The organism is Rhodococcus sp. ARC_M12 (genome assembly GCF_022810385.1).
GTDB lineage: Bacteria > Actinomycetota > Actinomycetes > Mycobacteriales > Mycobacteriaceae > Rhodococcoides > Rhodococcoides navarretei.
Window position 1 is genome coordinate 235311 of sequence record NZ_JALGQI010000007.1, and the last position, 24464, is coordinate 259774.

At 64.1% G+C, this 24464-nt stretch carries 25 protein-coding genes; 11 read left to right on the forward strand and 14 right to left on the reverse strand.

The window, feature by feature from the left end:
- Positions 1-11: 11 nt before the first annotated feature.
- Positions 12-1424, reverse strand: a complete 1413-nt coding sequence (locus MTX35_RS11505; protein ID WP_243595059.1) for an MFS transporter — start codon at positions 1422-1424, stop codon at positions 12-14.
- Positions 1421-1981 (reverse strand): TetR/AcrR family transcriptional regulator, encoded by a 561-nt coding sequence (locus MTX35_RS11510; RefSeq protein ID WP_243595060.1) that lies wholly within the window; start codon positions 1979-1981, stop codon positions 1421-1423. Before MTX35_RS11510 ends, MTX35_RS11505 begins: the two co-directional genes overlap by 4 nt.
- A gap of 89 nt (positions 1982-2070) precedes the next feature.
- Between MTX35_RS11510 and MTX35_RS11515 the strand changes: the two genes are divergently transcribed.
- Together MTX35_RS11515 and MTX35_RS11520 are read left to right on the forward strand one after the other, a co-directional pair.
- Entirely contained in the window at positions 2071-2595 is a 525-nt protein-coding gene (locus tag MTX35_RS11515) for a DUF1697 domain-containing protein (protein ID WP_243595061.1), read from the forward strand.
- Complete coding sequence (locus MTX35_RS11520; protein WP_243595062.1) at positions 2592-3842, forward strand: SLC13 family permease; 1251 nt, start codon at positions 2592-2594, stop codon at positions 3840-3842. Before MTX35_RS11515 ends, MTX35_RS11520 begins: the two co-directional genes overlap by 4 nt.
- Before the next feature lie 91 nt (positions 3843-3933).
- Here the strand turns inward: MTX35_RS11520 and MTX35_RS11525 are convergent, their stop codons facing one another.
- From MTX35_RS11525 to cobC, 5 genes are all read right to left on the reverse strand, one after another.
- Entirely contained in the window at positions 3934-4536 is a 603-nt protein-coding gene (locus tag MTX35_RS11525) for a hypothetical protein (RefSeq protein WP_243595063.1), read from the reverse strand.
- A gap of 36 nt (positions 4537-4572) precedes the next feature.
- Positions 4573-5691 (reverse strand): bifunctional RNase H/acid phosphatase, encoded by a 1119-nt coding sequence (locus MTX35_RS11530; RefSeq protein ID WP_243595064.1) that lies wholly within the window; start codon positions 5689-5691, stop codon positions 4573-4575.
- Positions 5688-6425, reverse strand: coding sequence for a zinc ribbon domain-containing protein (locus MTX35_RS11535; protein WP_243595065.1), 738 nt, complete (start codon positions 6423-6425; stop codon positions 5688-5690). Before MTX35_RS11535 ends, MTX35_RS11530 begins: the two co-directional genes overlap by 4 nt.
- Before the next feature lie 106 nt (positions 6426-6531).
- Entirely contained in the window at positions 6532-7653 is a 1122-nt protein-coding gene (locus MTX35_RS11540) for a Nif3-like dinuclear metal center hexameric protein (RefSeq protein WP_243595066.1), read from the reverse strand.
- Between the two features lie 14 nt (positions 7654-7667).
- A complete protein-coding gene (gene cobC / locus MTX35_RS11545; RefSeq protein ID WP_243595067.1) occupies positions 7668-8705 on the reverse strand; it encodes an Rv2231c family pyridoxal phosphate-dependent protein CobC in 1038 nt (345 codons plus the stop codon).
- Between the two features lie 55 nt (positions 8706-8760).
- On the opposite strand from cobC, the gene MTX35_RS11550 reads away from it, so the two are divergent.
- The 3 genes from MTX35_RS11550 to MTX35_RS11560 are packed head-to-tail and all read left to right on the forward strand — an operon-like array spanning position 8761 to position 10859.
- Positions 8761-9453: an HAD-IA family hydrolase gene (locus MTX35_RS11550; RefSeq protein WP_243595068.1), complete on the forward strand. Its 693-nt coding sequence runs from the start codon at positions 8761-8763 to the stop codon at positions 9451-9453.
- Complete coding sequence (locus MTX35_RS11555) at positions 9450-9923, forward strand: low molecular weight protein-tyrosine-phosphatase (RefSeq protein WP_243595069.1); 474 nt, start codon at positions 9450-9452, stop codon at positions 9921-9923. Before MTX35_RS11550 ends, MTX35_RS11555 begins: the two co-directional genes overlap by 4 nt.
- 18 nt (positions 9924-9941) lie before the next feature.
- The gene (locus MTX35_RS11560; protein WP_243595070.1) at positions 9942-10859 is read left to right on the forward strand and encodes an SURF1 family protein; all 918 of its coding nucleotides are present in this window, start codon (positions 9942-9944) and stop codon (positions 10857-10859) included.
- Here MTX35_RS11560 and MTX35_RS11565 read toward each other — a convergent pair.
- The 3 genes from MTX35_RS11565 to MTX35_RS11570 all read right to left on the reverse strand — a co-directional run bounded on the left by MTX35_RS11565 (position 10800) and on the right by MTX35_RS11570 (position 13027).
- Positions 10800-11768, reverse strand: coding sequence for a cobalamin biosynthesis protein (locus MTX35_RS11565; protein WP_243595071.1), 969 nt, complete (start codon positions 11766-11768; stop codon positions 10800-10802). The genes MTX35_RS11560 and MTX35_RS11565 overlap by 60 nt on opposite strands.
- Before the next feature lie 46 nt (positions 11769-11814).
- On the reverse strand, positions 11815-11940 hold the full coding sequence (locus MTX35_RS25700; RefSeq protein ID WP_256978899.1) for a hypothetical protein: 126 nt from the start codon (positions 11938-11940) through the stop codon (positions 11815-11817).
- Between the two features lie 190 nt (positions 11941-12130).
- Positions 12131-13027 carry a LysR family transcriptional regulator gene (locus tag MTX35_RS11570; RefSeq protein WP_243595072.1) on the reverse strand — a complete coding sequence of 299 codons (897 nt, stop codon included), beginning with the start codon at positions 13025-13027 and terminating at the stop codon, positions 12131-12133.
- Between the two features lie 112 nt (positions 13028-13139).
- Here MTX35_RS11570 and MTX35_RS11575 point away from each other — a divergent pair, with 112 nt between their 5' ends.
- Positions 13140-14633, forward strand: coding sequence for a CoA-acylating methylmalonate-semialdehyde dehydrogenase (locus MTX35_RS11575; RefSeq protein WP_243595073.1), 1494 nt, complete (start codon positions 13140-13142; stop codon positions 14631-14633).
- A gap of 106 nt (positions 14634-14739) precedes the next feature.
- Positions 14740-15906, forward strand: coding sequence for an iron-containing alcohol dehydrogenase (locus MTX35_RS11580; protein WP_243595074.1), 1167 nt, complete (start codon positions 14740-14742; stop codon positions 15904-15906).
- Here MTX35_RS11580 and MTX35_RS11585 read toward each other — a convergent pair.
- Positions 15903-17303: an amino acid permease gene (locus MTX35_RS11585; RefSeq protein WP_243595075.1), complete on the reverse strand. Its 1401-nt coding sequence runs from the start codon at positions 17301-17303 to the stop codon at positions 15903-15905. The genes MTX35_RS11580 and MTX35_RS11585 overlap by 4 nt on opposite strands.
- Positions 17304-17550: 247 nt before the next feature.
- Between MTX35_RS11585 and MTX35_RS11590 the strand changes: the two genes are divergently transcribed.
- Both MTX35_RS11590 and MTX35_RS11595 read left to right on the forward strand, forming a co-directional pair.
- Positions 17551-18492: an NAD(P)/FAD-dependent oxidoreductase gene (locus MTX35_RS11590; RefSeq protein WP_243595076.1), complete on the forward strand. Its 942-nt coding sequence runs from the start codon at positions 17551-17553 to the stop codon at positions 18490-18492.
- A 44-nt stretch (positions 18493-18536) separates the two neighbouring features.
- The gene (locus MTX35_RS11595; RefSeq protein ID WP_243595077.1) at positions 18537-18965 is read left to right on the forward strand and encodes a hypothetical protein; all 429 of its coding nucleotides are present in this window, start codon (positions 18537-18539) and stop codon (positions 18963-18965) included.
- On the opposite strand, the gene MTX35_RS11600 is transcribed toward MTX35_RS11595, so the two are convergent.
- From MTX35_RS11600 to MTX35_RS11610, 3 genes are all read right to left on the reverse strand, one after another.
- The gene (locus MTX35_RS11600) at positions 18962-19636 is read right to left on the reverse strand and encodes a nitroreductase (protein WP_243595078.1); all 675 of its coding nucleotides are present in this window, start codon (positions 19634-19636) and stop codon (positions 18962-18964) included. The two genes, MTX35_RS11595 and MTX35_RS11600, sit on opposite strands and share 4 nt — an antisense overlap.
- Positions 19637-19930: 294 nt before the next feature.
- Positions 19931-20395 (reverse strand): DUF4411 family protein, encoded by a 465-nt coding sequence (locus tag MTX35_RS11605; RefSeq protein ID WP_243609671.1) that lies wholly within the window; start codon positions 20393-20395, stop codon positions 19931-19933.
- The gene (locus MTX35_RS11610; RefSeq protein ID WP_243595080.1) at positions 20395-21588 is read right to left on the reverse strand and encodes an XRE family transcriptional regulator; all 1194 of its coding nucleotides are present in this window, start codon (positions 21586-21588) and stop codon (positions 20395-20397) included. Before MTX35_RS11610 ends, MTX35_RS11605 begins: the two co-directional genes overlap by 1 nt.
- 207 nt (positions 21589-21795) lie before the next feature.
- On the opposite strand from MTX35_RS11610, the gene MTX35_RS11615 reads away from it, so the two are divergent.
- Both MTX35_RS11615 and MTX35_RS11620 read left to right on the forward strand, forming a co-directional pair.
- Positions 21796-22482 carry a hypothetical protein gene (locus MTX35_RS11615; RefSeq protein WP_243595081.1) on the forward strand — a complete coding sequence of 229 codons (687 nt, stop codon included), beginning with the start codon at positions 21796-21798 and terminating at the stop codon, positions 22480-22482.
- A 407-nt stretch (positions 22483-22889) separates the two neighbouring features.
- On the forward strand, positions 22890-23657 hold the full coding sequence (locus tag MTX35_RS11620) for a hypothetical protein (protein WP_243595082.1): 768 nt from the start codon (positions 22890-22892) through the stop codon (positions 23655-23657).
- The last annotated feature ends 807 nt before the right edge of the window (positions 23658-24464 follow it).

Genomic DNA, 24464 nt, shown 5'->3' on the forward strand with positions numbered 1-24464 from the left:
AGTTGCGTACTCTACTCGGCTCGCATGACGGGCCCGGTGCCTGCCCGACCACGAAGAACGGTTGCACTGGTGACGACCGCAGCAGCGGTGACGGCCACACCAACCAAGGCAGCCGACGTATACGACCCTTCCATCGGAAAGGCGGAACCGGTGCTCGTTCCAGCGGCCAGGACGAGACCACCGAGCGCGCTACCGAACGCGAACCCGACACTGCGCACCACCTGGTTGATGCTCATGGCACTCGACGTCTCCTCGGGAGGGACGACCGATAGGACGACGGCAGGCAGCGCAGCCGAGAAACTCCCGACGCCGAAGCCCAGAACAGCCATCGCCGCACAGAGTTCCAGAACGCTGGTGCGGGTTCCAGCGAACAGGGCGAGGGCTCCGAGAACTACGAGTCCGCTGAACGTCAGAGCGTGGGCGGACCCCACCCGACGTAGTGCGTGGGGAACCAGCTTGCCCGCGAGAAACCCGGAAACGGAGAACGGAACCAGGACCAGTCCGGCCGTGAAGACGTCGAGCCCGAAGCCGTATCCGGCACCGGCAGGCGTCTGAGCGAATCGCGTCACGATGGTGAGCAGGAGATACATGCCGATGCCGCCAAGGAACATCGCTCCGTTCGCTCCGACCACGGCCCGACGGCGGAGCAACCGGAGATCGACGAGCGGTGCCGAGCTCCTGAGTTCGACGAGGACCCACATGCCCGCACCGACGACCGCGGCTGTCGCCAGTGTCCCCACCGCCCGTGGGTGGCTCGTCCACAGCCCAGTCTCACTGACGAGAATCAGCACCAGGGAGAGAGCGACAGCAAGCAGCAGTGCACCGGGAACGTCGATACCGGTCGAACGCTTCTGGGGCGAGGGCGGAATCGCCTTCACAGCAACAGCCAGAGCCATGACCGTCAGAGCAGCACCGAAACCGTACGCGGCGCGAATCCCACCGTGGTCGGTCAGAAACCCGGACAACGGGTAGCCCACACCGACACCCGCTGTCGATGCAACCGACAGCAATGCGATGGTCGATCCAGAGCGTCTGTCGGACAGATGATCTCGGGCAACTCCCATCAGCATCGAGGTCAGCGCGAGCCCCACTCCCTGTGCCGCTCGGCCGAGGAGCAACCAGGTGAAGGACAGTGGGAGTGCGGTCAGAACTCCTCCGACCGACACCACGCCGAGTGTCCCGAGAATCGCTGCCCTTCGATGCGGGCCCGATCCGAGACGGCCCAGAATCGGTGTCGTGACGGCACCCGTCAACAGCGCCACCGTCAACGTCCACTGCGCGCTCGACAGCGACACATCGAATGTGGTTGCAACACTGGTGATCAACGGAGCACCGAGGCTGCCGACGGCGGCCACGACCACTCCGACGAACACCAGCGAAGGCACGAGCAGTCGCGAGTCGCGGCACTCGGCGTCGGCGGTCATCGGTTCGTATCGCTCGTGATGTGGTCGAACAATCCGGCCTGGATACGAGTGCCCACTCCGTTCGCCCATGGTGCGTCGACGTCGTCGATCTGCAGGGCCGCACCACTGTTGAGCAGCATGCCGAACGCGAGAAATGCTTTCACGGTCACGGCATCGAGTCCGGTGACCTCCGCAACGATGTTCCACATCCGGCCGAAGCCGGCCCGCACCGCGTCCCGGACCTCGGGATCGCCACATGCAGCGATCCCTTGTAGTTGCAGCAACAGTGAGGTTCGATCCTCGAGCATGGTGTAGTAGCGCTCCCCCATCGACGCCAACGCCCGTTGCCCGGTGTCCGTACCCGCCGCTTCGCGCATTCCGTCCGCCAACCGATCGAAGGACGCGACGACCAATTCGGAGAACAGCGCTTTCTTGGTTCCGAATATCCGAAATATGTAGGCCTGGGTGATCCCGGCTGTGCGGGCGATCGCCTCGGTCGAACCGCCGTGGAGTCCGGCCGTCGCGAACTCTTCCGCTGCGATCCGCAGGATCTGCTCGCGACGGTCGGGTCCAGTCATCCGTGCTCGCTGCGCCATGGCCACTAAGTTACTGGTTACTAACTACTTACTCAAGGGCGATTGCCGAGCACTTCATTACAGTTCCTCCCATGAGTGAATGGGTCGTGTTGCTGCGCGGCATCAACGTCGGCGGCATCAACATCAAGATGGCCGATCTCCGTACCGCTCTGACATCGGCCGGCTTCACGAATGTCCGCACCGTTCTGGCGACCGGCAACGTCCTGCTCGGCTCCCCGCTGACCGCCGCCGAGGTGAAGGCACAGGCGGAGAACACACTGGCCCAGGCGTTCGGGTACCAGGCCTGGGTTGTCGTGCTGGACGTGCCGACACTTCGGGCCATAGTGGCGTCCTACCCGTTCGACGCCGAACGGGATGGCTGGCATCCTTATGTCGTGTTCGGTAGCGATGATAGCCATGTGACCGAATTGTCCGCTCTTGCAGACGAACTCGACCCCGAGCTCGAAAGAATCGCCGAGGGGAACAGCGTGCTCTACTGGGAGGTGCGCAAGGGCAACACCACCGACAGCACGTTCGGGAAAGCCACGGCCAAAGCGAAGTACAAGGCCACGACCACGACGCGAAACGTTCGCACGCTCGTGAAGATTCTCGCGTGACCGTTCTCGCCGCGGCATTGGTCGCTGCTGTGCTCGCCTTCGCCATCGTTCGCCCCCGCGGTCTCCCCGAGATCGTCGCCGCACTGCCCGCCGCGGCGGTCGTTTTGCTTGTCGGCCTCGTCAGCCTCGACGCTGCGCGCGAGCAAGTACTCGAACTCGCTCCCACCGTCGTGTTCCTGGCGTTCATCCTGATCCTGGCGCATCTCTCGGACGCGCTCGGCGTATTCACCTGGATCGCGGCGAAGCTACGACGAGGCGCGAAGAGCAGCCCACGCAGACTGCTGACCCTGGTGTTCGCAGCAGCCGCATCGACCACGGCAGTCCTCAGTCTCGACGCCACCGTGGTTCTGCTGACGCCGGCCATCATCGGCGCTGCTCGATTACTCGGAATGTCTGCTCGCCCCCACAGTTACGCCACTGCGCACCTGTCCAATTCGGCGTCGACGCTGCTGCCCGTGTCGAACTTGACCAACCTGCTCGCCTTCGCAGCGACCGGACTGACCTTCCTGCACTTCACCGCTCTGATGGCCCTGCCCTGGATATTCGCGGTGGTCATCGAGTTGGCTGTGTTCCTGATCTTGTTCCGCAAGGATCTGAGCTGCACCGCCACACCGCCAGAGAACTTGACCCAGCAGAACGCCGACGACGTCCCCGCACCGCGGATCACTCTCGTCATCCTCGCCGCGACACTCATCGGCTTCGCAGTGGCAGGCCTGTTCGACATCGAACCGTTCTGGGTGGCGGCAGTGGGGTCGGTGGCACTCGCGATCCCGGCACTGCGAGGTCAGCGCACCACGCCTCGCGCCATTCTGCGCGGTGCCGACCTGCCGTTCTGTGGCTTCGTCTTCTTGCTCGGCATCGTCGTGCTCGGAGTCACGACAGGCCCGATCGGCGACTGGCTCGCGCGAATCCTGCCGTCCGACACCACTTTCATGTCGCTCTTGGCCGCGGCCGCCATCGCGGCGGTGGCGTCGAACATCGTCAACAACCTGCCCGCGACGCTGCTGCTACTGGCCGCCTTCGGGGCCGACGCTCCCCCGGCGCTGTTGTTGGCCATGGTGATCGGGGTGAACCTCGGCCCCAACCTGACCTACGTCGGCTCGCTGGCAATCATGCTGTGGCGACGCGTCGCATCGGCCAACGACGAGCCGGCAGATCTGCGGACTTTCACCGTGCTGGGCGTCATCACGACGCCGCTGACGATCGTCGGTGCCGTGGCGGGCTTATGGCTCGCGCTGCAGATTTGACCCTCGATACACGGCTCGTGAACCGAACAGGCGAGTCCCGACAGCTGCCGGGTAAGGCCGTCGGCAAACCTGCTCGAAAATCGGCGCGGAGTCAGATCAAGCGTCGTGTGCGGAGTGTCGAGACCGCCAGCCCCACACCGAACACCGCGGCACCGATCACCGCTCCCAGCACCGGCAACAGCAGCCCCGCATGCCCGGTGTCGAACAACGGCGGACCGCCGTAGATGTCCAGACGCGCAGCGCCGGTCGGCCCGAGGTCGTCGAAATAGGGGTCCGCGACCATCCTGACGCGGATCTCGGGAGGTTCGCTCCGAGCCCACCATGCTGCCCCCGCGCCGACGATGCTTCCCGCCGCGAGTGGGGCCACCACCAGCGTCAGCCGACCGGTCCTTCGGCCGAGACGGAGCCGTCCGAGAGTGACCGAGACGACGGTCCCGACCACAAGAGCGGCAACCGGAGCGACCCACGTGATCGGCCACCATGTCGGTCCCGACACGTACTGCACGTAGTCGTACACGCGAAAGTACCCGGTGTCACTCGGATTCACAGGCGGTGGCGCATCCGCATCGAGCCAACTCCGCGTCACCCCGTACCGCCACCCGAACGCGACTGCCAGACCGGCAACGGCCGATGCGAACGATGCCGAGACAATCCAGCGGGCCGCCCCAGGCTCGCGAATACTGTTCTCGGACATACGAACCGCGCCCTCCTGAGATGCTCCGAAAAACGATCAGGCCAGGCGCGCCAAGTGCGAGGTGTCGTTCACCAATCGCACCGAAGCCCCGCCGTCGGGGTAGAACTCGGCGATACTCAGCGACGCGAGATCGAGGTGCAGTCGATACAGCAGCGACGGGCCGACGTCGAGTGCGAGTTGCAGCAGCATCTTGATCGGGGTGACGTGGGTGACTACCAGAAGGGTTTTTCCGGCGTACTCGGCGAGCAACTGATCGCGGGTTGCTTCGATGCGCACGCGCACCGCGTCGAAGCTCTCCCCGTTCGGCGGTGCGACGGAGGTATCACCTCGCCACGCCTTGTGGCCCTCGGGGTGGCGTTCCATGGCCTCGGTGAACGTGAGCCCTTCCCAGTCGCCGAAGTCGGTCTCGATGAGACCGTCGACGGTGGTGACGGGCAATCCCAGGCGGTCGGCCGTCGCTGCGGCGGTCTGCTGAGCGCGCGCGAGCGGCGAGGCAACGATGGCGTCGATATCGGTACGTGAACCGAGAACCGTTGCCGCAGAATCGGCTTGACGTCGACCCAGCTCGGTCAGATCCGGATTTCCGCGACCGGAGTATCGCCGGTCGACCGACATGGGGGTCTGGCCGTGACGCAGCAACAGCAGGCGAGCCGGCTCCCCCATCGCGCCGGTCCACCCGGGCGACTCGGTCTTCTTCGCAACCGGCTCGGCGTCGGGCAATTCCGACAGGTCCACACCTTCGGCAGCTGCGTCCATCGCCTCGTTCGCCAGTGCGTCGGCGTGTGAATTCTGCGAGCGCGGAATCCATTCGTAGGTGACGGAGTCGAAGTGGCGAGCCAGTTCAGCAGCTGCGCGCTGAAGCGGAATCATGTCCGGGTGCTTCACTTTCCAGCGCCCGCACATCTGTTCGACGACGAGCTTGGAGTCCATACGGACGGCCACCTCGCGAGCTCCGACATCACGAGCCGCAGTCAATGCCGCGATCAGTCCGTTGTACTCGGCGACGTTGTTGGTGGCCACGCCGAGCGATGCCCGACGCTCGGCGAGCACCTGCGAGCGATCGGCGCTGAACACCACAGCGCCGTACCCGGCCGGGCCGGGGTTACCGCGCGACCCTCCGTCGGCCTCGGCGACGACCCTCGATACCGGGCTCAAATTCCGGATTCCTTGGTGCGCACCAGAATTGCGTTGCACTCGGAGCAACGAATCAAAGCATCCGCGGGCTTGTTGGCGATGCTCGCGATCTCGTTGCGATCGAGTTCGATTCGGCACGCTCCACAGCGGCGAGCCTGCAGCAGCGCCGCACCACGGCCGGTGAGCGCTCGCTGCTTCTCGTAGAGCGCAAGCAGATCCGCGGGCAATCCCGAGGCCAACGACTCGCGGCGCTCGGCGCTACGCTTCTCCGCGACATCGAGGTCCGCGACGGCGTCGTCGCGGCGACGGCCCGCGTCGACCAATTCGTCTTCGATCTGCGTCAGCTGCGCACCGGCGTGCTCGTAGTCCCGCTCACTGGCCTCACGCTGTTCCATGACCTCGAGCAGTTCTTCTTCGAGGATCCCCTGGCGCCGTTCGAGGCTGCCGAGCTCGTGCTGGAGTTCGGTCATCTGCTTCGGGGCGATGGTGCCACTCTCGAGCATCTTCTTGTCGCGGGCCTCGCGCTGGCGAACCGCGTCGACCTCGCCCTCGAGTTTGCGACTGTCCCGGTCGAGATCGTCCATCGAGATCTGCACCGTCACCGCGGCATCCTTTCGGGTAATGCGCTCGGTCTCGAGCTTGTCCACCTCCTGCTGCTCGGGGAGGCTCTTACGGCGGTGGGCGATCTGCGAGAGTTCGGTATCCACACCGGCCAATTCGAGCAGCGAGGCCTGGACTTTGGGATCGACGTTCACGCTTGATGACTCCTGCGACTATGGAAGTTGGTAATGGATAACCCTACCGGCTGCTCGAAACCGAGAAAGCCGGATCGGCTCCGACCGCCTGTCGCGGGTTCACCGGTCACAGCGTCCAAGGGTCCGTACGCACGTCAGTGACCCGGCTGCTCCACCCGTCGGTGTCACCGAATGCGGCGTCGACGATGCCTCGTGCCTGCTCACACCACGGGAACTCCGACGCCCAGTGCGCGGTGTCGATCACCGCAGGCCCACCCGCGCGCAGATGCTCGTCGACAGGGTGGTGGCGCAGATCCGAGGTGACGTACACATCGGCATCGGTCCCCGCCACCGCGGAAAGGAACGAGTCACCCGCTCCCCCGCACATCGCAACCACAGAGACCGTGGCCTCCGGATTTCCTGCAGCACGCACTCCCCACGTCGTGGTGGGCAACGCGTCGCGCACGACGTCGGTGAATTCGGCGAGTGTCATGGGATTCGGCAACTTTCCGATGCGCCCCAGGCCGGTGCACGACGGTAGAGCCGCGGACTCGAAGACGTCGAACGCGGGCTCCTCGTACGGGTGTGCCCGACGCATCGCCGAAAGCAATTGAGCACGTGCCCCTTGGGGGGCAACAACTTCGATGCGATCCTCCGCCTCGGTGTGCACCTCTCCCAGAACACCGAGCGTCGGGTGCGCATTCGGCCCAGGACGGAATTGGCCGAGACCCGCACTCTGCCAGCTCGCTTCGCTGTAATCGCCGATCTGCCCGGCTCCGGCGTCGAACATGGCCTGTCGCACCGCGGCCGAGTCGGAGGTCGGCACGAAGACCACCCACTTGTCGTGCGAGGGGGAAGGAATGGGATCGAGTGGCCGGGTGTCGATCACCCCGAGCGCGGACGCGAGTGCATCCGACACCCCGGGATCGGCGGAGTCGGCGTTGGTGTGGGCGGTGAACAGCGCGCAGTCGGCCTTGATCAGGCGGTGGATCACCGAGCCCTTCGGGGTGTCGGCCGCGACGGTGTCGACCCCTTTGAGCAGTAAGGGATGGTGGGCCACGATGAGATCGGCACCCCGGGCGATGGCGTCATCGACCACTGCATCGGTGACGTCGACCGTGTAGACAACCTGCTGCACAACAGCTTCGGGATCTCCGCACACCAGGCCCACCGAGTCCCAACTCTCCGCCAGACGGGGTGGGTACGCGGCGTCGAGTACCTCGATGACGTCCGCCAGTGTCACTGCCATGTTCGCTGCTCTCCTCACAGAACGGTGTTCAACGCGTCCACCAGTATGTCGACCTGCTTCGAGTCCCGTACCGCGACGCGCAGGTGGTGACGGTCGAGCCCTGGGAACGTATCTGCCCGTCGCACCGCGATACCCAACGTGCGCAGGCGTTCTCGAACGAGGTCGGCACCGTCGACGCGCATCAGCAGAAACGGCGCGCGGGCCGGGCCGGTGATGTCGAGGCCAAGAGCTTCGAGTCGCGGGATCATCGCGGTGCGTTCGCGGTCGATGCGCTCGGACTCGGCGCGTGCCTGTTCGACGGCGAACGGTTCGGTGCAGGCGCGGATCGCTTCGAGCTGCAGACTCCCCAGTGGCCAGTGGGCGCGGCCGTACTGCAGCCTCGCGAGGACGTCGGGGTGGCCCAATGCGTATCCGCATCGCAACCCCGCGAGCGCCCATGTCTTCGTCAGGCTGCGCAGAACCAGCACGTCGTCCAGGCTTTGTGACGCCAGGGACTCCCCCGCCCCGAGAACGGCGTCGGCGAAAGCCTCGTCGACCACCAGCGTGCGTCCCGACTCACGCAGACTCAGGACCGCCTCACGGGGATGCAGGACCGACGTGGGGTTGGTCGGGTTGCCGATGATCACCATGTCGGCGGCGTCGGGCACGAGCGTCGGATCGAGTTCGAAAGGCGGCGGCAGGATCACTCGGTGGACCGGGACGCGAGCCTGCTCCAGTACCCAGTCGGGCTCGGTGAACGACGGGTGGATCGTCGCAACGAGCTGGGGCCCCAGCCGCGGCAGCATCGAGAAACCTTCGGCCCCACCGCTGAGCAGCAGTACCTCGTCCGGTGAGCGGCCGTGGTGTGCGGCCACCTGCTCTCGTGCGGCCCTGTCCGCGGCCACGCTCGGGTACGAACCCAACGAATTCAGTGCCGCAGAAAGCCGCTCGCGAAGCCATGCCGGCGGACCGTCGCCCCGCACGTTGACGGCGAAGTCGACGAATCCGGAATCTACCTCGACGTCTCCGTGGTGACGGAGTAGCGCATCGGGATCGGCAGCTGAGTCGGACATCGCGACGAGCGTAGCCGCGCCTTCGGCAAACAGCTCGCACCGATAGGATTCGACCATGTCTGTCGATGTGCCCGCGTCCGTTGTCCTGTTCGATCTCGATGGGACGTTGACCGATTCCGCACCGGGAATTCACGCCGGTTTTCGTCATGCATTGGCGTCGGTGGAGGCTCCCGAACCGACCGAGGAACAGCTGTCGCTGGTCGTCGGACCACCCCTGATCGACACGTTGCGCGGGCTCGGCCTGGACGAGGATGCGGCGCAGCGCGCATTGGCGGCGTACTTCCAGCGCTACGACGAGCGGGGCTGGGCCGAGAACACCGCGTTCGACGGCATCGAGACGGTGTTGACGCGTTTACAGGATCGCGGCGTGCGCCTCGGCGTCGCGACGTCGAAGTCGGAGCGATTCGCCGTTCGGATTCTGGACCACTTCGGTCTGTCGCGGTACTTCGAGTTCATCGGCGGTGCCAGCAACGACGGCACCCGACGGGCGAAGTCCGATGTGATCGCGCACTCGCTGACCAACCTCGGCATCGACCCGGTGGAGTCCGCGGACGGCGGCACCGCCGGGGTGATCATGATCGGTGATCGCGACCACGACGTGCACGGTGCCGCTCGATTCGGCATCCCCACGGTGTACGTGGAGTGGGGCTACGGCATCGACGGCGAGAGCGACGACGCCGCGTTCACCGCATCGAGCATGGACGAACTGGCCACCGTGCTGGAGCAGAACACGGCGAGCGTGCAATGAACGAGCCGCTGCATGTGACATTCGTGTGCACCGGCAACATCTGCCGGTCGCCGATGGCAGAGAAGGTCTTCGCGGGGCATCTGCGCGACGCCGGTCTGGGCGAGGCGGTACGTGTCTCGAGCGCCGGGACCGGTGGTTGGCACGTGGGCGACGGCGCAGATCCGCGAACCGTCGCCGAGCTCGATGCCCACGGATACGACAGCGAGCATGCGGCGGCGCAGGTCGGGCCGGATCATCTGGCGGCAGATCTGATCGTCGCGCTCGATACCGGCCACGCGCGCGCCCTGCTGCAGCTCGGTGCACCTGCAGATCGTGTCGCGTTGCTGCGGTCGTTCGATCCCGACGCCGACGACTCCTCGGTGGCCGATCCGTACTACTCGTCCGATTCGGCGTTCGCCGAGGTGCGTCAGCAGATCGAAAGCGCCGTTCCCGGCATGCTGGACTGGGCACGGTCTCGGCTCTCTCGCTGACCCGGCTACCGTGGTGGAGTGCGAAAGTTAGCGTTCTTGCTGCGACCCAAATGGTTGGTGCTGGCTGCGGTGGTGCTGGCCTTCGCGTTCCTGTGCTTCAGCGTGCTCGCTCCGTGGCAGTTGGGAAAGAACACCTCGACGTCCGAGCGCAACGATCTGATCACCCGATCCGTCGATGCGGATCCGGTGCCGATCTCCGACATTATTACGGCCGACGGATTCCCGGCCGAGCACGAGTGGCGTCGGGTCATCGCCCCCGGGTCCTATGTCGCAGATTCCGATGTGCTGGTGCGGCTACGGAGCATCCGTGATCAGCCTGCATACGAGGTCATCACCCCGTTCGTGATCGACGGCGGGCCCACCGTGCTCGTCAATCGCGGGTACGTGTTGCCGGTGGAGGGAACCAGAGCGCCCGAGTTCGAGGCGGCACCCGCCGGTGAGGTGACTCTGAACGCACGGGTACGCCAAGCCGAGGGCACTTCCCGCGAGCCCGTCGAGGACGACGGTCGGCTGCAGGTCTACAACATCAACCCGGAACAGATCGGCGCGGCGGTCGGAGTCGACGCCATCGACGGATATCTCCAGCTCGACGACGCTCAGCCAGGCGGTCTCGGCTTGATCGAACTGCCGCAGACCGACGCAGGCCCCTATCTGTCCTACGGTCTGCAGTGGCTGGCGTTCGGCATCATGGCACCGCTGGGCCTGGCGTATTTCGCTCGGGCGGAGATACGGGAACGCCGCAATTCACGGGGCGAACTCGCGGACGCGATGTCCGGCGAGCCGGACGCCGATCCCGAAGACGATGCCGGTCCCGACGAGGAAGAAGAATTCACGCTGCCCACCCGCCGCGAAAAGCGAGCCAGGGCGCGCGCGGCATCACGCCCGACGACGCCGTCGGATCCTCGCTTGGCCGATCGCTACGGCAAGAATCGCTGACGCGACCGCCGACAGTTCCTGCACTCGGGTCGACAGTGCGACCGCCCGACGAAGATCCGGTGCTGTCGGCGACGGTCCGTCACCGAGGGTCGGTCTGTTCTCGACGCCGTGTCGGTACTGCGTTCTGCCGCCGAGCTGCAGCCCCAGGGCACCGGCAGCCGATGCCTCCGCGACACCTGCGTTGGGGCTGGGATGCTTCGCCGCGTCGCGTCGCCACATCTTCAGGGCTCGGGCGGGCGAACCATGCACCGAGTGCGCTGCCGTTACCGTCGCGACGCCGGTGACGCGGGCCGGCAGCAAGTTCAGAACGTCGTCGATTCGCGCTGCGGCCCAACCGAAGCGCAGATACTTCGGAGACCGGTAGCCGATCATGGCGTCGAGCGTGTTGCTTGCGCGGTAGGCCAAGATCCCCGGAGCACCGGCCAGAGCCCCCCACACCAACACACCGACCGTCGCGTCGGAGGTGTTCTCCGCGATGGATTCGAGCGCGGCGCGTGCCAGGCCGTCGGAGTCGAGCAGATCCGGATCGCGTCCACACAGCGACGGCAGCAGTGCGCGCGCACTGTCCAGGTCTTCGTTGTCGAGGTGATCTGCCATCCGTCGGCCGACCCTGGACAGGGACGTTCCACCCAGGGCGGCCCAGGTGGCAACCGCGATCAGTGCGGCCTCAGCAGGTGCACCCAGGCGTACGGCCACTCGACTCGACCCAACGCCGAGCGCAGCCGCCGAGCCGATCAGCGCGACCGAATGGACGACGCCGACGGCGCGGTTGTCGCGGTGGAGGATGTGTTCGACGCGCAATGCCGTGGTGCCGAATCCTGCAACCGGGTGCCAGCGTCGTGGATCTGCGAACACTCGATCGAGGCCGTAGCCGACGAGCAAACCTATCGCTCGGGGGTGTGTCCGCATCGCTCGAATCTAGTCAAGCGCACACCCGGATCAGGACACCGGAGTGTCAGGCCCAACGGTGACGGTAGGCACCAGCCAACTGACGGTTGCGAAAGTCGATGTCGCTTCCGTCGTTGAGCAGTGCAATTGCCATTCCCACGAAGCCGACGGCTGCCATTACGAACATTGTCATGATTCCCCCAGAATCTCGTGTGGATCCGCTGCGCGGATGTGTCTGTAACAGATTGTTACCCCTAAGTTCGTGGTTTCCACCTCTTTGAGGTCGGCGTCACGTGTGTCCGTCATCACGAGACGCGCGTCTCATCGGAACGTCCAAATATCAACGGCCACCGACACTCTCGGGCTGTGCGCTTCTCCCGTAGTTACTGCGGCACAGGAAAGAGATGCTGCTCGTCGATCACAACCGACCGGAGAAACTCGTCCACGGCCTTCACCCGTGCCAGACCGGTCAGCTCTCGCGGCACCACCGTCCAATACGTCCGCTCGACCGAGAAGACGCCGGGCAACACGGACACGAGGGCCTCATCCGGCTCACCGATGTAGCTGGGCAAAGGAGCAATTCCCACCCCGGACCTCGCCGCGATCCATTGCCCGGTGATGTTGTTGGTCTGTATCTGCGCTCGGCCCTCGGGCAGGATCGAGTCCAGAATTCGCAGCGGTGCGACATCGAGCAGCGCATCGACGTACGAGATCAGCGTGTGCTCTCGCAGGTCGTCGACGGTACGGATCGGCGACCCAGTGGCGAGATACGTTTCGGTGGCGTAGAGCTCGAGCGAGTACGTCGCCAGCCTGCGGGTCTCCACGAATCTCGGGGACGGCCGCTCCAATGTGATTGCGATATCGAATTCCCTGGTGGCCAACGAGTTGTGCTCGGTCGCGGTGACCAGTTCGATGTCGAGATCCGGGTGCTTGTCTCTGAGTACACCGAGTTTCGGTGTCAGAACGAACGCTCCGAAACCGTCCGGGGCCGCGATGCGCACGGTCCCTCGTAGGGAGCCGGTGTCGGAGGTCTGATCCTCGAAGGCGGCGATGAGTGTCGATTCGACGGTCTCCGCATATCCGACGAGGCGTCGACCCGCCTCGGTGAGTCGCCAACCCGACGGGGTTCTGTCGAACAGGCGCTGCCCGGCCGATTTCTCGAGCGCCGTGATGCGCCGACCGACGGTGGTGTGGTCCACGCCGAGAGTGTGCGAGGCGTCGGTCAGACGCCCGGTCCTCGACACTTCGAGGAAGTAGCGGAGATGGTCTGCGTTGAACACCCACCGAGACTATCTGCGGTGTGCATTTCTGCACAGCGATCTGCGGTTTTAGCCTTTGACATGTGCATCCGTACGAGTGAGACTCGGGACACACCGATGGAAGGATCGAACGTTGACCGACGTCATTGCGCACTGGATCGATGGCAAGACCTACTCCGGCACCTCCGACCGGACTTCCCCCGTCACCAACCCCGCGACCGGCGAGGTCACCGGCACACTCGCGTTGGCCGACACCGGCGACGCCCGCGCGGTCATCGACGCCGCCGCGGCCGCATTCCCGGCGTGGCGCGATACCTCCCTCGCCAAGCGAACCTCCATCCTGTTCTCGTTCCGAGAGCTGTTGAACGCGAGGAAGAACGAGCTCGCCGAGATCATCACCGCCGAACACGGGAAGGTCCTCTCCGATGCACTCGGTGAGATCTCACGTGGCCAGGAAGTCGTCGAATTCGCTTGCGGCATGGCACATCTACTCAAGGGCGGATACACCGAGAATGCGTCGACCGGGGTCGACGTCTACTCCATCCGTCAGCCGCTCGGACCGGTCGGCATCATCTCTCCCTTCAACTTTCCCGCCATGGTCCCGATGTGGTTCTTCCCGATCGCCATCGCCGCCGGCAACACCGTGGTACTCAAGCCCTCCGAGAAAGACCCGAGTGCGAGCATCTGGCTCGCCCGGCTCTGGGCCGAGGCGGGCCTGCCCGACGGCGTGTTCAACGTCCTGCAGGGCGACAAGGTGGCAGTCGACGAGCTGCTCGAGAACAAGAAGATCAAGTCGATATCCTTTGTCGGCTCGACCCCCATCGCCCAGTACGTGTACTCCACCGGCACCGCCAACGGAAAGCGCGTCCAGGCCCTCGGCGGGGCCAAGAACCACGCCGTCGTGCTCCCCGATGCAGATCTCGACCTCGCCGCCGACGCCATGGTCAACGCTGGCTTCGGATCCGCAGGCGAACGGTGCATGGCCATCTCCGCACTCGTCGCCGTGGGGAACATCGCCGACGAACTCGTCGCCAAGATCGCCGAGCGCACCACCCCGCTGGTCACCGGCGACGGAACCCGCGGGGCAGACATGGGACCGCTGGTCACCAAGGCGCACCGTGACAAGGTCGCCTCGTACGTCGACGCAGGCGAAGCGGCCGGGGCCACCCTCGTCGTCGACGGCCGCACCGTCCGGCCCGACGGTGGGACCGACGGATTCTGGCTCGGCCCCACCCTCATCGACAACGTGACTCCCGACATGAGCATCTACACCGACGAGATCTTCGGCCCCGTCCTCTCGGTCGTGCGCGTCGACACCTACGACGATGCCCTGCGGCTGATCAACGAGAACCCGTACGGCAACGGCACCGCCATCTTCACCAACGACGGTGGGGCCGCCCGACGCTTCCAGAACGAGGTCGAGGTCGGCATGGTCGGCATCAACGTCCCCATCCCGGTTCCCATGGCGTACTACAGCTTCGGTGGGTGGAAGAACTCCCTCTTCGGCGACAGCCACGCCCACGGCATCGAGGGCGTCCACTTCTTCACTCGTGGCAAAGCAGTCACCAGTCGCTGGCTCGACCCCAGCCACGGCGGCATCAACCTCGGCTTCCCTGAAAACAGCTGAGCCCCGAGAACAGCTGACCCCCGAAAAAGAGCTGACGCATGTGCGCGGAACTTCGTAGCAGACTACGAATTTCCGCGCACATGGTCACACCTCGAAGGAGCACACCATGGTTGCCAATATTTCGTTTCCTCGGTTCCTCAAGCTGGGCGGGGGTGCCGTCGACGAGCTGGGGACGGTTCTGACCGACCTCGGCGTGTCACGGCCGTTGCTCGTCACCGATGCGTTCATGGCCGGCAACGGCTCGGCAGATCGTTTGATGACGATCATGACCGAGGCCGGGAAGACACCGGCACTGTTCTCGGGCACCGTTCCGGATCCGACCACGGATTCGTTGGTCGCGGGACTCGAAGCGGTGCAGCAGCATTCGGCCGATTCGATCATCGGGTTCGGCGGTGGCAGTCCGATGGACACTGCCAAGGCGCTGGCCATTCTCGCGGTGCAGGGTGGCACGATGCGGGACTTCAAGGCTCCGGTGCTGTCGACCGGACCGGCCCTTCCGATCATCGCCATTCCCACCACGGCCGGAAGTGGTTCGGAGGCAACTCAGTTCACCATCATCACCGACGTGGCCTCGGACGAGAAGATGCTGTGCCCCGGCCTGTCGTTCCTCCCGATCGCCTCGATCATCGACTTCGAGTTGACCATGTCGATGCCGGCTCGTCTCACCGCAGACACCGGGGTCGATGCCCTGACCCACGCCATCGAGGCGTACGTCAGCAAGAAGGCCAACCCCATCTCCGACGGTTTGTCGCTCAGCGCGATTCGCACGATCGGGACGTCGTTGCTGCGGGCGTATCGGGACGGCGAAGACCGGCAGGCGCGCGAGGCGATGATGCATGCCTCGACGCAGGCGGGAATGGCATTCTCCAATGCGAGCGTCTGCCTGGTGCACGGGATGAGTCGACCGATCGGCGCGCATTTCCATGTGGCACACGGGCTGTCCAACGCGATGCTGTTGCCTGCTGTCACCGCATTCTCCATCGACGGGGCGCAGGCGCGTTACGCCGACTGCGCTCGTGCGCTCGGTGCGGCATCGGAAGGCGACTCCGATCAGGTCGCCGGTGGCAAGTTGCAGGATGCGATCGTCACATTGTGCCGTGAGGTGGAGGTTCCGACGCCGCAGACCTTCGGTATCGACAGGGCGAAGTGGGACGAGCTATTGCCGCTCATGGCCGAGCAGGCTCTCGCCTCGGGTAGTCCGGGCAACAATCCGGTCATTCCGACGGCGGAGCAGATCGTCGATCTGTACCGCCAGGTGTACGCGGGGATCTAGTCGGATGCGCGGGCGGCCACCGTGTCGCGCCGCGCATTTCGGCGTTGCACCACAATTCCGCCGATCACAGTCACTGCGGCGAGGACGGCCGAGAGCAGGATCGACGACCGCTGCTCCGGCCGCACCACCATCATCACCAGGACGAACACGATGAATCCGATGGCCAGGTAGGTCAGCCACGGATACAGCCACATCCGAACGGCAGGACGTTCGCCGTCGCGGTCGAGGTGACGCCGTAGCACCAGTTGGCTGCTGGCGATGGCGAGGTAGACGAAGAGCGCGACAGCACCCGTGGTCGCCAGCAGATAGGTGAAGAGTTTCTCGGGCAGGATGTAGTTTCCGACCACGGCGAGGAACCCGAGCACCATCGAGGCGATCACCGCAATCCACGGCACCCCGTTCGTGGTGATCTTCTTGACCGCCCTCGGTGCGTCGCCTCGATCGCCGAGCGAATACAGCATGCGCGACGCGGTGTAGAGCGCCGAATTCAGGCACGACGCAACAGCGGTCAGAATGACGATGTCCATGATGGTGTCGGCATGCGGGATTCCCATCTTGGACAGCACGTACTGGTACGAGCCCGTGTTCGGGTCCAGTTCGTTCCAGGGCACCAGCGCGACGATGACGAAGATGGAACCGAAGTAGAAGATCGAAATTCGCCAGATGACCGAGTTGGTGGCGCGGGTGATGCCCTTTGCCGGGTCCTTGGATTCGGCCGCGGCGATGGTGACGATTTCCGAGCCCATGAACGAGAACATCGTCGTCAGCATGGCCGCGATCACCGCGCCGAACCCGAGAGGCATGAATCCACCCGAGGCCCAGAGTTGGTCCACACCACTGACTTCCGAATCGGGTAGCCATCCCAGAATGGCCGCGATCCCGAGGCCGATGAACGCGATGATCGCCACGACCTTGACCAGCGCGAACCAGAACTCGAATTCGCCGTAGTTGCCGACGCTGATCAGGTTTGTCGCGGTGAGGGCAATGACGATGAGCAGTGCCCACATCCATTGGGCTCCGCCGAGCCAGTTGGTGAGAATGGATGCAGCCGCGGTGGCTTCGACCGGGATCACCAACACCCAGAACCACCAGTAGAGCCAACCGACCGAGAAGCCGGCCCAGTGACCGAGCGCGCGAGTGGCATACGTGGAGAACGAGCCGGTGTCGGGATTGGCCGTCGCCATCTCCCCCAGCATGCGCATCACCAGGATCACGAGTGTTCCCGCGAACAGGTACGCCAGCAGCACGGCCGGGCCTGCCGTCGCGATGGCGTTGGCCGAACCCACGAACAATCCCGCGCCGATGACCCCGGCTATCGAAATCATCGTCACGTGCCGTGGTTTCAGGCTGGTACCGAGTCCTTGCTCGCCGGTGTCCGGCTTCTCCGTGATGGACATCCCTGAAGTTGAACATAAAAATGAACGCCGACGCAGAGAGTGACCGATATGTCCAGAATGTCTGCGGGGCAGGCATTTCCACACACATCGCAGCACAATCGATACCTCTCGATTCGTCAAAGCGGGCTCGTGATGTTCACCGTCGCGGACCTTGCGAACAGGCCGGACCGGCGGCCCGATCTCGTCCCACGGCACCGCATTCCTCGAGCTCACCGACGCGACCGACTGATCCCGGCATACTGGACCGATGAACTCCGAAGCGGGCACCATCACCGATCCGGTCACCATCGTCGGTGCGGGCATAGCCGGCGCGGCCTGTGCGCGGGTTCTTCGCGACGCAAACGTGCCGTTCCGCATCATCGACCGAGGCCGAGCTCCGGGTGGGCGGATGTCGTCGCCGGAGTTGCACGGCCGTCGTGTCGATCTGGGGGCGGGATATTTCACCGTTCGTGATCAGGAATTCTCGACGCTGGTCGCCGAATGGGAGTCAGGCGGATTGGCGCGGCAGTGGGCCAACACGTTCGGCATCCTCAAGCCCGAGACGGCACCGTGCACCACGACCGGACCGGTTCGCTGGGCCACCCCGGGCGGGCTGCGATCGTTGGTACGAAACATGCTCGACGGCTTCGACATCCAACATTCCACCGAGTTGACCGAATTGCCCGACGGCCACGTAGTGGTCGCCATGCCAGATCCGCAGGCAACGCGACTGACCGCAGTTCCAGATGCCGTCGACTACGAACCGGTGATCGCGGTGGCGTGCGGGTTCGACGGGCTCGACATCCCCTTCCGTGACGCAGCGTTCGTCAACGATCATCCCGATATCGATTTTGTCGTCGACGACGGTGCTCGCCGCGGCGACGGCGCTCCGGTTCTGGTGGTGCACACCACGTCGGAGCGAGCGCAGCAGCATCTCGAGAATCCCGACGGTGCGATCGCCCCGGTTCTCGACGCATTGCGCGAACTATCGGTCGTCTCTGCAGCACCCAGTTGGACGCACGCCCATCGATGGACGTTCGCAAAGCCTGCGTCGCAGCACGATTCCACGTGTGCGCTCGAGCAGCGCGACGGACGACTCGTCGGGTTCGCCGGCGATCAATGGTGTGCATCCGGAGCGCCCAGAGTGGAAAGCGCATGGCGTTCGGGCACGGATGTCGGTACCGAGTTGGTTGGTCGTCTTCGGGGCTGACGTTTGCCCTGCGTCCACCTACGACGCCGATTAGCATCTCCCCCGTGCTGTCCGTGAAGTCGTACCCACGCGAATACATCGACGCCTGCCGTGCGCGCCTCGATTCTCAGCTGGCCACCTACCGTGCGGTTGCGTCGAATCGAACGACGACCACCGACGTGGACGAGGCATTCGACGTCGCTTTCTTCAACAATCTCGTGCTGACGCTGGAGGTGTACTTCTTGCACCGGATGCGTGGGCAGGAGAAGAAGAACGGCAATCCGCTCAACGAGGTCCGGGTACTGGCCGCGTCGATGACAGCAGCAGACGACGTGATGACCAGCGATCCGACGATCGACCTCGACCCGAAGAAGAGCATTCTCGGGTACGCCGTCGGCGACACCATCGCACTCGACGAGAAGCAGTTCGTCGCATTGGCCGACGCGTACTTCGCCGAGATCGAGGCCAAGTTCGGGCCGCAGCTCGCTCCCTAATTGCTGACGAACCGCACCGTCTCGTCCAGAGGTGCTCGGCTGGTACGGAATCCATTGATCGGGTGAGTCTCGTCGGGATAACCGAAGGAGATGCCGGCCACCACTTTTCGAGTGTCGGGGATGTCGAACCATTCGTGTAGAAACGGTGAGTACGCGGCCAGGGCTGCTTGCGCGATCGCTGCAAGACCGAGACTCTGGGCGGCCAGCAGAAAAGTCTGCAGATACAACCCACAGTCGACAGCGCCGTAGACACCGAGATCGGCGTCGGTGGTGATGATGGCTGCGTGCGGGGCGTCGAACAGCTCGAAATTGCGAATGAACTGACGAGTCGTCGCCTCGGTGTCGGACTTCACCACACCGATGCTCTCGTACAGAGCGCCACCGCATTCGCGTCTGCGCGCTCGGTGCAGGGCGTTGTAGTTGGCCGGAAACGGGAAGTCCGGCTGCGGCACCCCGGATGTCACGTGCTCCACCAATGCCTCGGAGAACTTGCGGGTGGCGTCGCCCTCGGTCACGATGATCTGCCACGACTGGGTGTTGGACCACGAAGGTGTGCGCCGGGCGGCAGACAGTAGCTGTTCGAGTACCTCACGCGAGACCTGCTTCGACAGAAACTGTCGGCACGAGTACCTCTCGTCGAGGAGTTCGGTCAGTGCTTCGTACCGGGTCACGTCGTCCGCCTCGTGTCTGTGCTGTCGGGTGCGGATCGAAGGTAACACCAAGGCCGAGACGGACTGTCGGGCGAGGCACCGTCATCAGAGGGTAAGCCGAGAGTCGTGAAAATGGTGGGCGCAGAGGGGTTCGACCCCCGACCGCTGGTGTGTAAATGGCATTCGAGCCGTCTAGTGTGTCGAGCCCCGTCCAATAACTCCAGGTCAAGACCGTCGAGTGTCCAGTAGGTCCAGTGCGTGCCGTGCCGAATTGTTGCGTCTTGGCACACTGGCGGCACACTGGCGGGGGTTCGGTCAGAACGTCCAGCGCTGCGACTCGATGAAGCCCATGAGGTTCAGAACCGGGACACCCAGCGAGTCACACACATCGGGGATCCTCGGCTTGGAGAGGTTGCCGGATCGCGTTTCCTCGGAGACGACCACCCCGTTGCGAGCCATCGCGAGCGCAATGACGAATGGGTCACCACCGCTGCGCTTGCCTCCTGCCCTCACGAGATCGGGGTGAGCCTTCAGGATGGCCGTGGTGGCGCTCTGAACGTCGTCCTCGATCGGCACGAAAAGGCCGCTCTGTTTGTCCGCCCATTTCTTGGCGTCGTCGTCTCGCTTAGACAGCTCGTTGTTCACTTCGTCTATTGCTCGGATGTCACCGCTCGCGATGCTCGCCTCGATCTGCTCCCACAGCCGAACGAACACCGTGGGACGAAACAGGTCGCGACGGCCGTTCAGTATCGAGCTAGTGTCGAAAGAATAGGGTGCCACTAACCGGCCTCACGTAACGCGGCGTTCTCGGCCAGCTTCGCGATCTGGCCGACCTTCGCGTTCAAGTAAATAGCAGCGGTATTGCTGTCGATCACACGTCTCCTGTGCGCATCCGTGACCGCGCGGACGTACCCCTTACCCAGGTCACGAACAGTGTTCCGGTACCAGTTTCCGCCTAGTGGCCGCGCCGCATCGTCCTTCTCGTACGCGGCCACGTACTCGTCGCGCCGACGTTCGTAGTACGACACAGGAACGATCTCCAACGTACTGAGCCGTCGCAAGAACGCTTCGGCGCTCACACCGAACGGTGCAGCCGCCTGCCTGAGCGCCACGTAGTCCCACGCCTCGGGCGTAGAGACCCGTGCGATCACTTCCGGTCTACCGCGCACCTGGTCCCCCGGCATGAGAACCATGGCGGCGATGGCGTTGCACCGCGCCTCCAGGCTCCGGTTCGGCGTCACCGCCTTCGCATCGGATGTCGTATCGCACAGGCCCTCTGTGTGCAGCGCCAGGTGCGCGAACTCGTGCAGCAGCGAGAACAACCGACCCCGCGGGGCGTCGGCTCCGTTAAGTACGATCACCGGCAGCACGTCGAAGTACAGCGAGAAGGCGCGCATCTCCTCGCGCGAGACCTTGCCGCCTTTGGTGTTCAGGACGAGAACCCCCGCCGCCTCGACAGCGGCGACCCACGTGTTGAGGAAGTCGTACGGCGTGCCGGAGGCTCCGGGAAGCGATAGAGGACCTAGGTCGAGAAGCGTTCGACGACTGCGAGCGGCAATATCGTTATCGCTGTCCGGCCCCGAGATGGGTATACGCCAGGTGAATGGGAGTTCTCTGTCTTCAGTTTCCGCCAATTCGATAGCAAAGTCTCGCTGTGTGTGTCCGCGACGGAATTCGTCGTGCAGCGCTGGTGACCACTCCCCCTCGACTGAACCAGCGATCCTTCGGAAGTCACGCAGTGTGTCGAACTCCACGGGGGGTTCCGACAGGAAAAAGACTGCGAGCGAACGGCGGTAGACCTCCGCTGCCTTGCGAAGCTGCGCAATCGATGGCGTCGCCGTGCCGTCCTCCCATGCGGATACGCGATCGTCCGCGAGACCCAGCTTCCTGGATGCAGCCAGCTGGGACAGACCGCACGATTCCCGAGCCCACCGAAGCACGGAGACTTCGACGGGAGCCGCGATCGAGGGCATACCCGAGATAATGCACGAAGTTAGACCCAGATGGTAGCGAGGAACCAGGCGCGGTCTGCCGCGATCCCGTTCGGCCTCCTATACCTCTTAAGCCTCATGGCGCTGGGACAGTCACCACTCGGATTCGAAGATCAGACGTCGCTGATCGTGCGTGGCGTACCGTCCAGTTGACGTGCAAGATTAGCCCCCTCGAAGTGGGGAGTCGATGTGTTCGGAATCGAGGTCTCAGTGGGCGTTGCTTCCCGTCACTATCTCGCGACACAGCACTTGTGGACTGCCCAGCACGCGGCTCGTCTATGCGGCGAGGTCGAGACGGCGTTGCGGAAGACGCAAGTCGGAAACGTCGTCGAGCACCGTTCACACGCCGTCACAGCGGTGTTGTCATCGGTGGCATATCTCGAATGCCTCGTGAACCAGGTCTTTCAGGACGTGGCAGACACCGAGCAGGGCCAGCCAAACTCCCGCACCGAGGGCATCACCGAGGCAGCACAATCCCTAATGCGGACGCTGTGGACGGACGCCAGGCTGGACACCAAACTCACGGTCATCGACAAATATCAGCTGGCTCTTCTTTGCGTCGGAAAGCCCCGGCTCGAAACGGGTCGCGATCCCGTCCAGAGTGCGGCCCTCCTCGTCCGGCTTCGTAACGAACTAGTGCACTTCAAGCCGGAGTGGCACGACCACGCGGACGAACACCGCTTCGAAAGGCAATTGAAGAACAGGTTCGCGGACAGTCGATTGCCGGGTGATCCGTGGTTTCCAAACAAGTGCCTCGGTGCCGGGTGTGCGTCGTGGGCTTGCGACACGGCATCTGCGCTAGCGGTTGAGTGGTGGAGTCGGATGGGTCTGACATTCGATTACTCCGCTGACATGCGAGATTGGGCCAACCCGTAATCCCGTTGTTTCGTGATGGCAACGACAGTGTCCGGGAGGCTAGTCGGCTCGCTGAAGGGGCAGGATTGCGCGGCCTCGTGAGGATGGGAACTTGTAGAAAGCTCGGCGACCGCTTTGAGAAACGAAATGGCGCAGCCAGAAGTGTTGCTGGCATCGTACCCATGCAAGCTGCGTAGATACTCCGGAAACTCCGTCGAACGATGGGCAGGTGGCGCGTGAATGCTGAGCGGTCCCACAAGGCTGCATGGGGCATCGAGCGTGAGCAGCGGCTGGCTCAGCTCGAACTACTTCCGGGCAAGTACCACCACGAACGGTTCGAGGGTCTGAACCGGACATCGCGGCTGTTCGGGACGAACGGTGAAGAGCTCGTGCACCACATCTCGACATTCGTGGGTAGACGCCAGCATGTGAACGACCTTTCCGACGAGTTCGAGCACGAGACTGTGCGCCTCTTTCACAATTACCTGGCATCTGTAGCAACACTGCGGGACGTCCAGCGCGCGACCCATCGCAAGCTCTGGCCGACACGGATTCCCGCCGAACAGCGCAGCAGCTCCTCCGACTCCAGGACGGTGTGGGAAGCCGAAACCTATGAACCGACAGTCACGAAGCTGTTCGGGGACGACGACATCAAATTCCTGTTCGACTTGCGCAACTTCACCGTTCACTATGCGGTGCCCGTGATGTCGATCGGAACTACATTCAGCCACCGCCCGCCAGCCCCGATGCGGCAAATCAATCGGGTCGACCTTCTGCGTGCAGAGCTGAACAAATACTCCAAGTGGAGTGGTGCCGCGAAACGATTCCTGAACACCCAGAAGGGTGACGTCGAGTTCCTTCCCCTGATCGAGAAGTATCAGTCACGAGCGAGAACCTTCTACGGGTGGTTCTGGGATCAGGTGAAGGACGCGGTTCGCACCGAGGTTGATGAGTACCACGCCAAGAGCAACGAGTTCGCCCTCTGGTTAGCCGAGGAAATGGCAACGCCGGATTGGGGCGATGACGGTATGCCAGTGCCTGGTTCGATCCGTCGCAACAGGGCGCGAGCACACGCAGCGCGATTCGCGAACGGAACCGATGGGTGGAGAACGAATTCAGTCGAACCCAGTGGAACGGTCGCGCTGGGTGAATCCGACTGGACGCCACTACCGCCTGTGGGCAAGTATCGGCGGTGAGGCTGAGCTAGTCAGTCGTAGGGCAGGTGCACGGTAAACGATTCTGGCGCATCACCGCATCGAATCGCGGCGCGGATCATCCGATCGTGGCGCTCGTCGCCGTCCATCCCGAGCGAGGCGAGCACGGCCTCGTGCCCCACACTGCCGTCTACGTGGATCGCCTACTGGCGGCTGGTGATGTCGTCCGTCCTGAACGCGGCCGTTACGCCGCTGCATGTTCGAGCGAACCAGCAATCCCGGCAGTGCCCGGAGGTGTCTCGCCACGCACCGTGTGCACGATGCTGACGGTACTGTCGTCGGCGTTGACGACCGCCGTCAAACGCGGTCTGATCGCTCGCAATGTCGCCCAGCTGATCGACCGCCCCTCGGTCGCTCACACGGAAATGAAGTTCTGGCAGCCCGCCGAGTCCGAGCAGTTCCGGCGACAAGTGTCAGGTGACCGGCTCTATGCGTGCTGGCTGCTGACCCTCGCCGGATGGCGGCGATCTGAGGTGCTGGGGCTGACATGGGATCGGGTTAACTTCGACGATGGGACGGTAACGGTAGCGGCCGGTCGCGTCGTCGTGAGAGGACGAGCCACCGTCATAGGCGATCCCAAGTCTGCTCGCTCGCGTCGTACCCTTCCGCTACCGGCCGACATTATGACCGCACTCCGCACTGCACGAACGAATCAGGCGCGGTGGCGTGTCCCCAGTGAACGGGGCCATCTCGTTTTAGAGTCTTGTTGCCCATGAGCTGGGCGGATAGGACGATGGAGAACATGGCTGGACGGAAACGCAACTCTGCCGAGGACATCGTGCGCAAGCT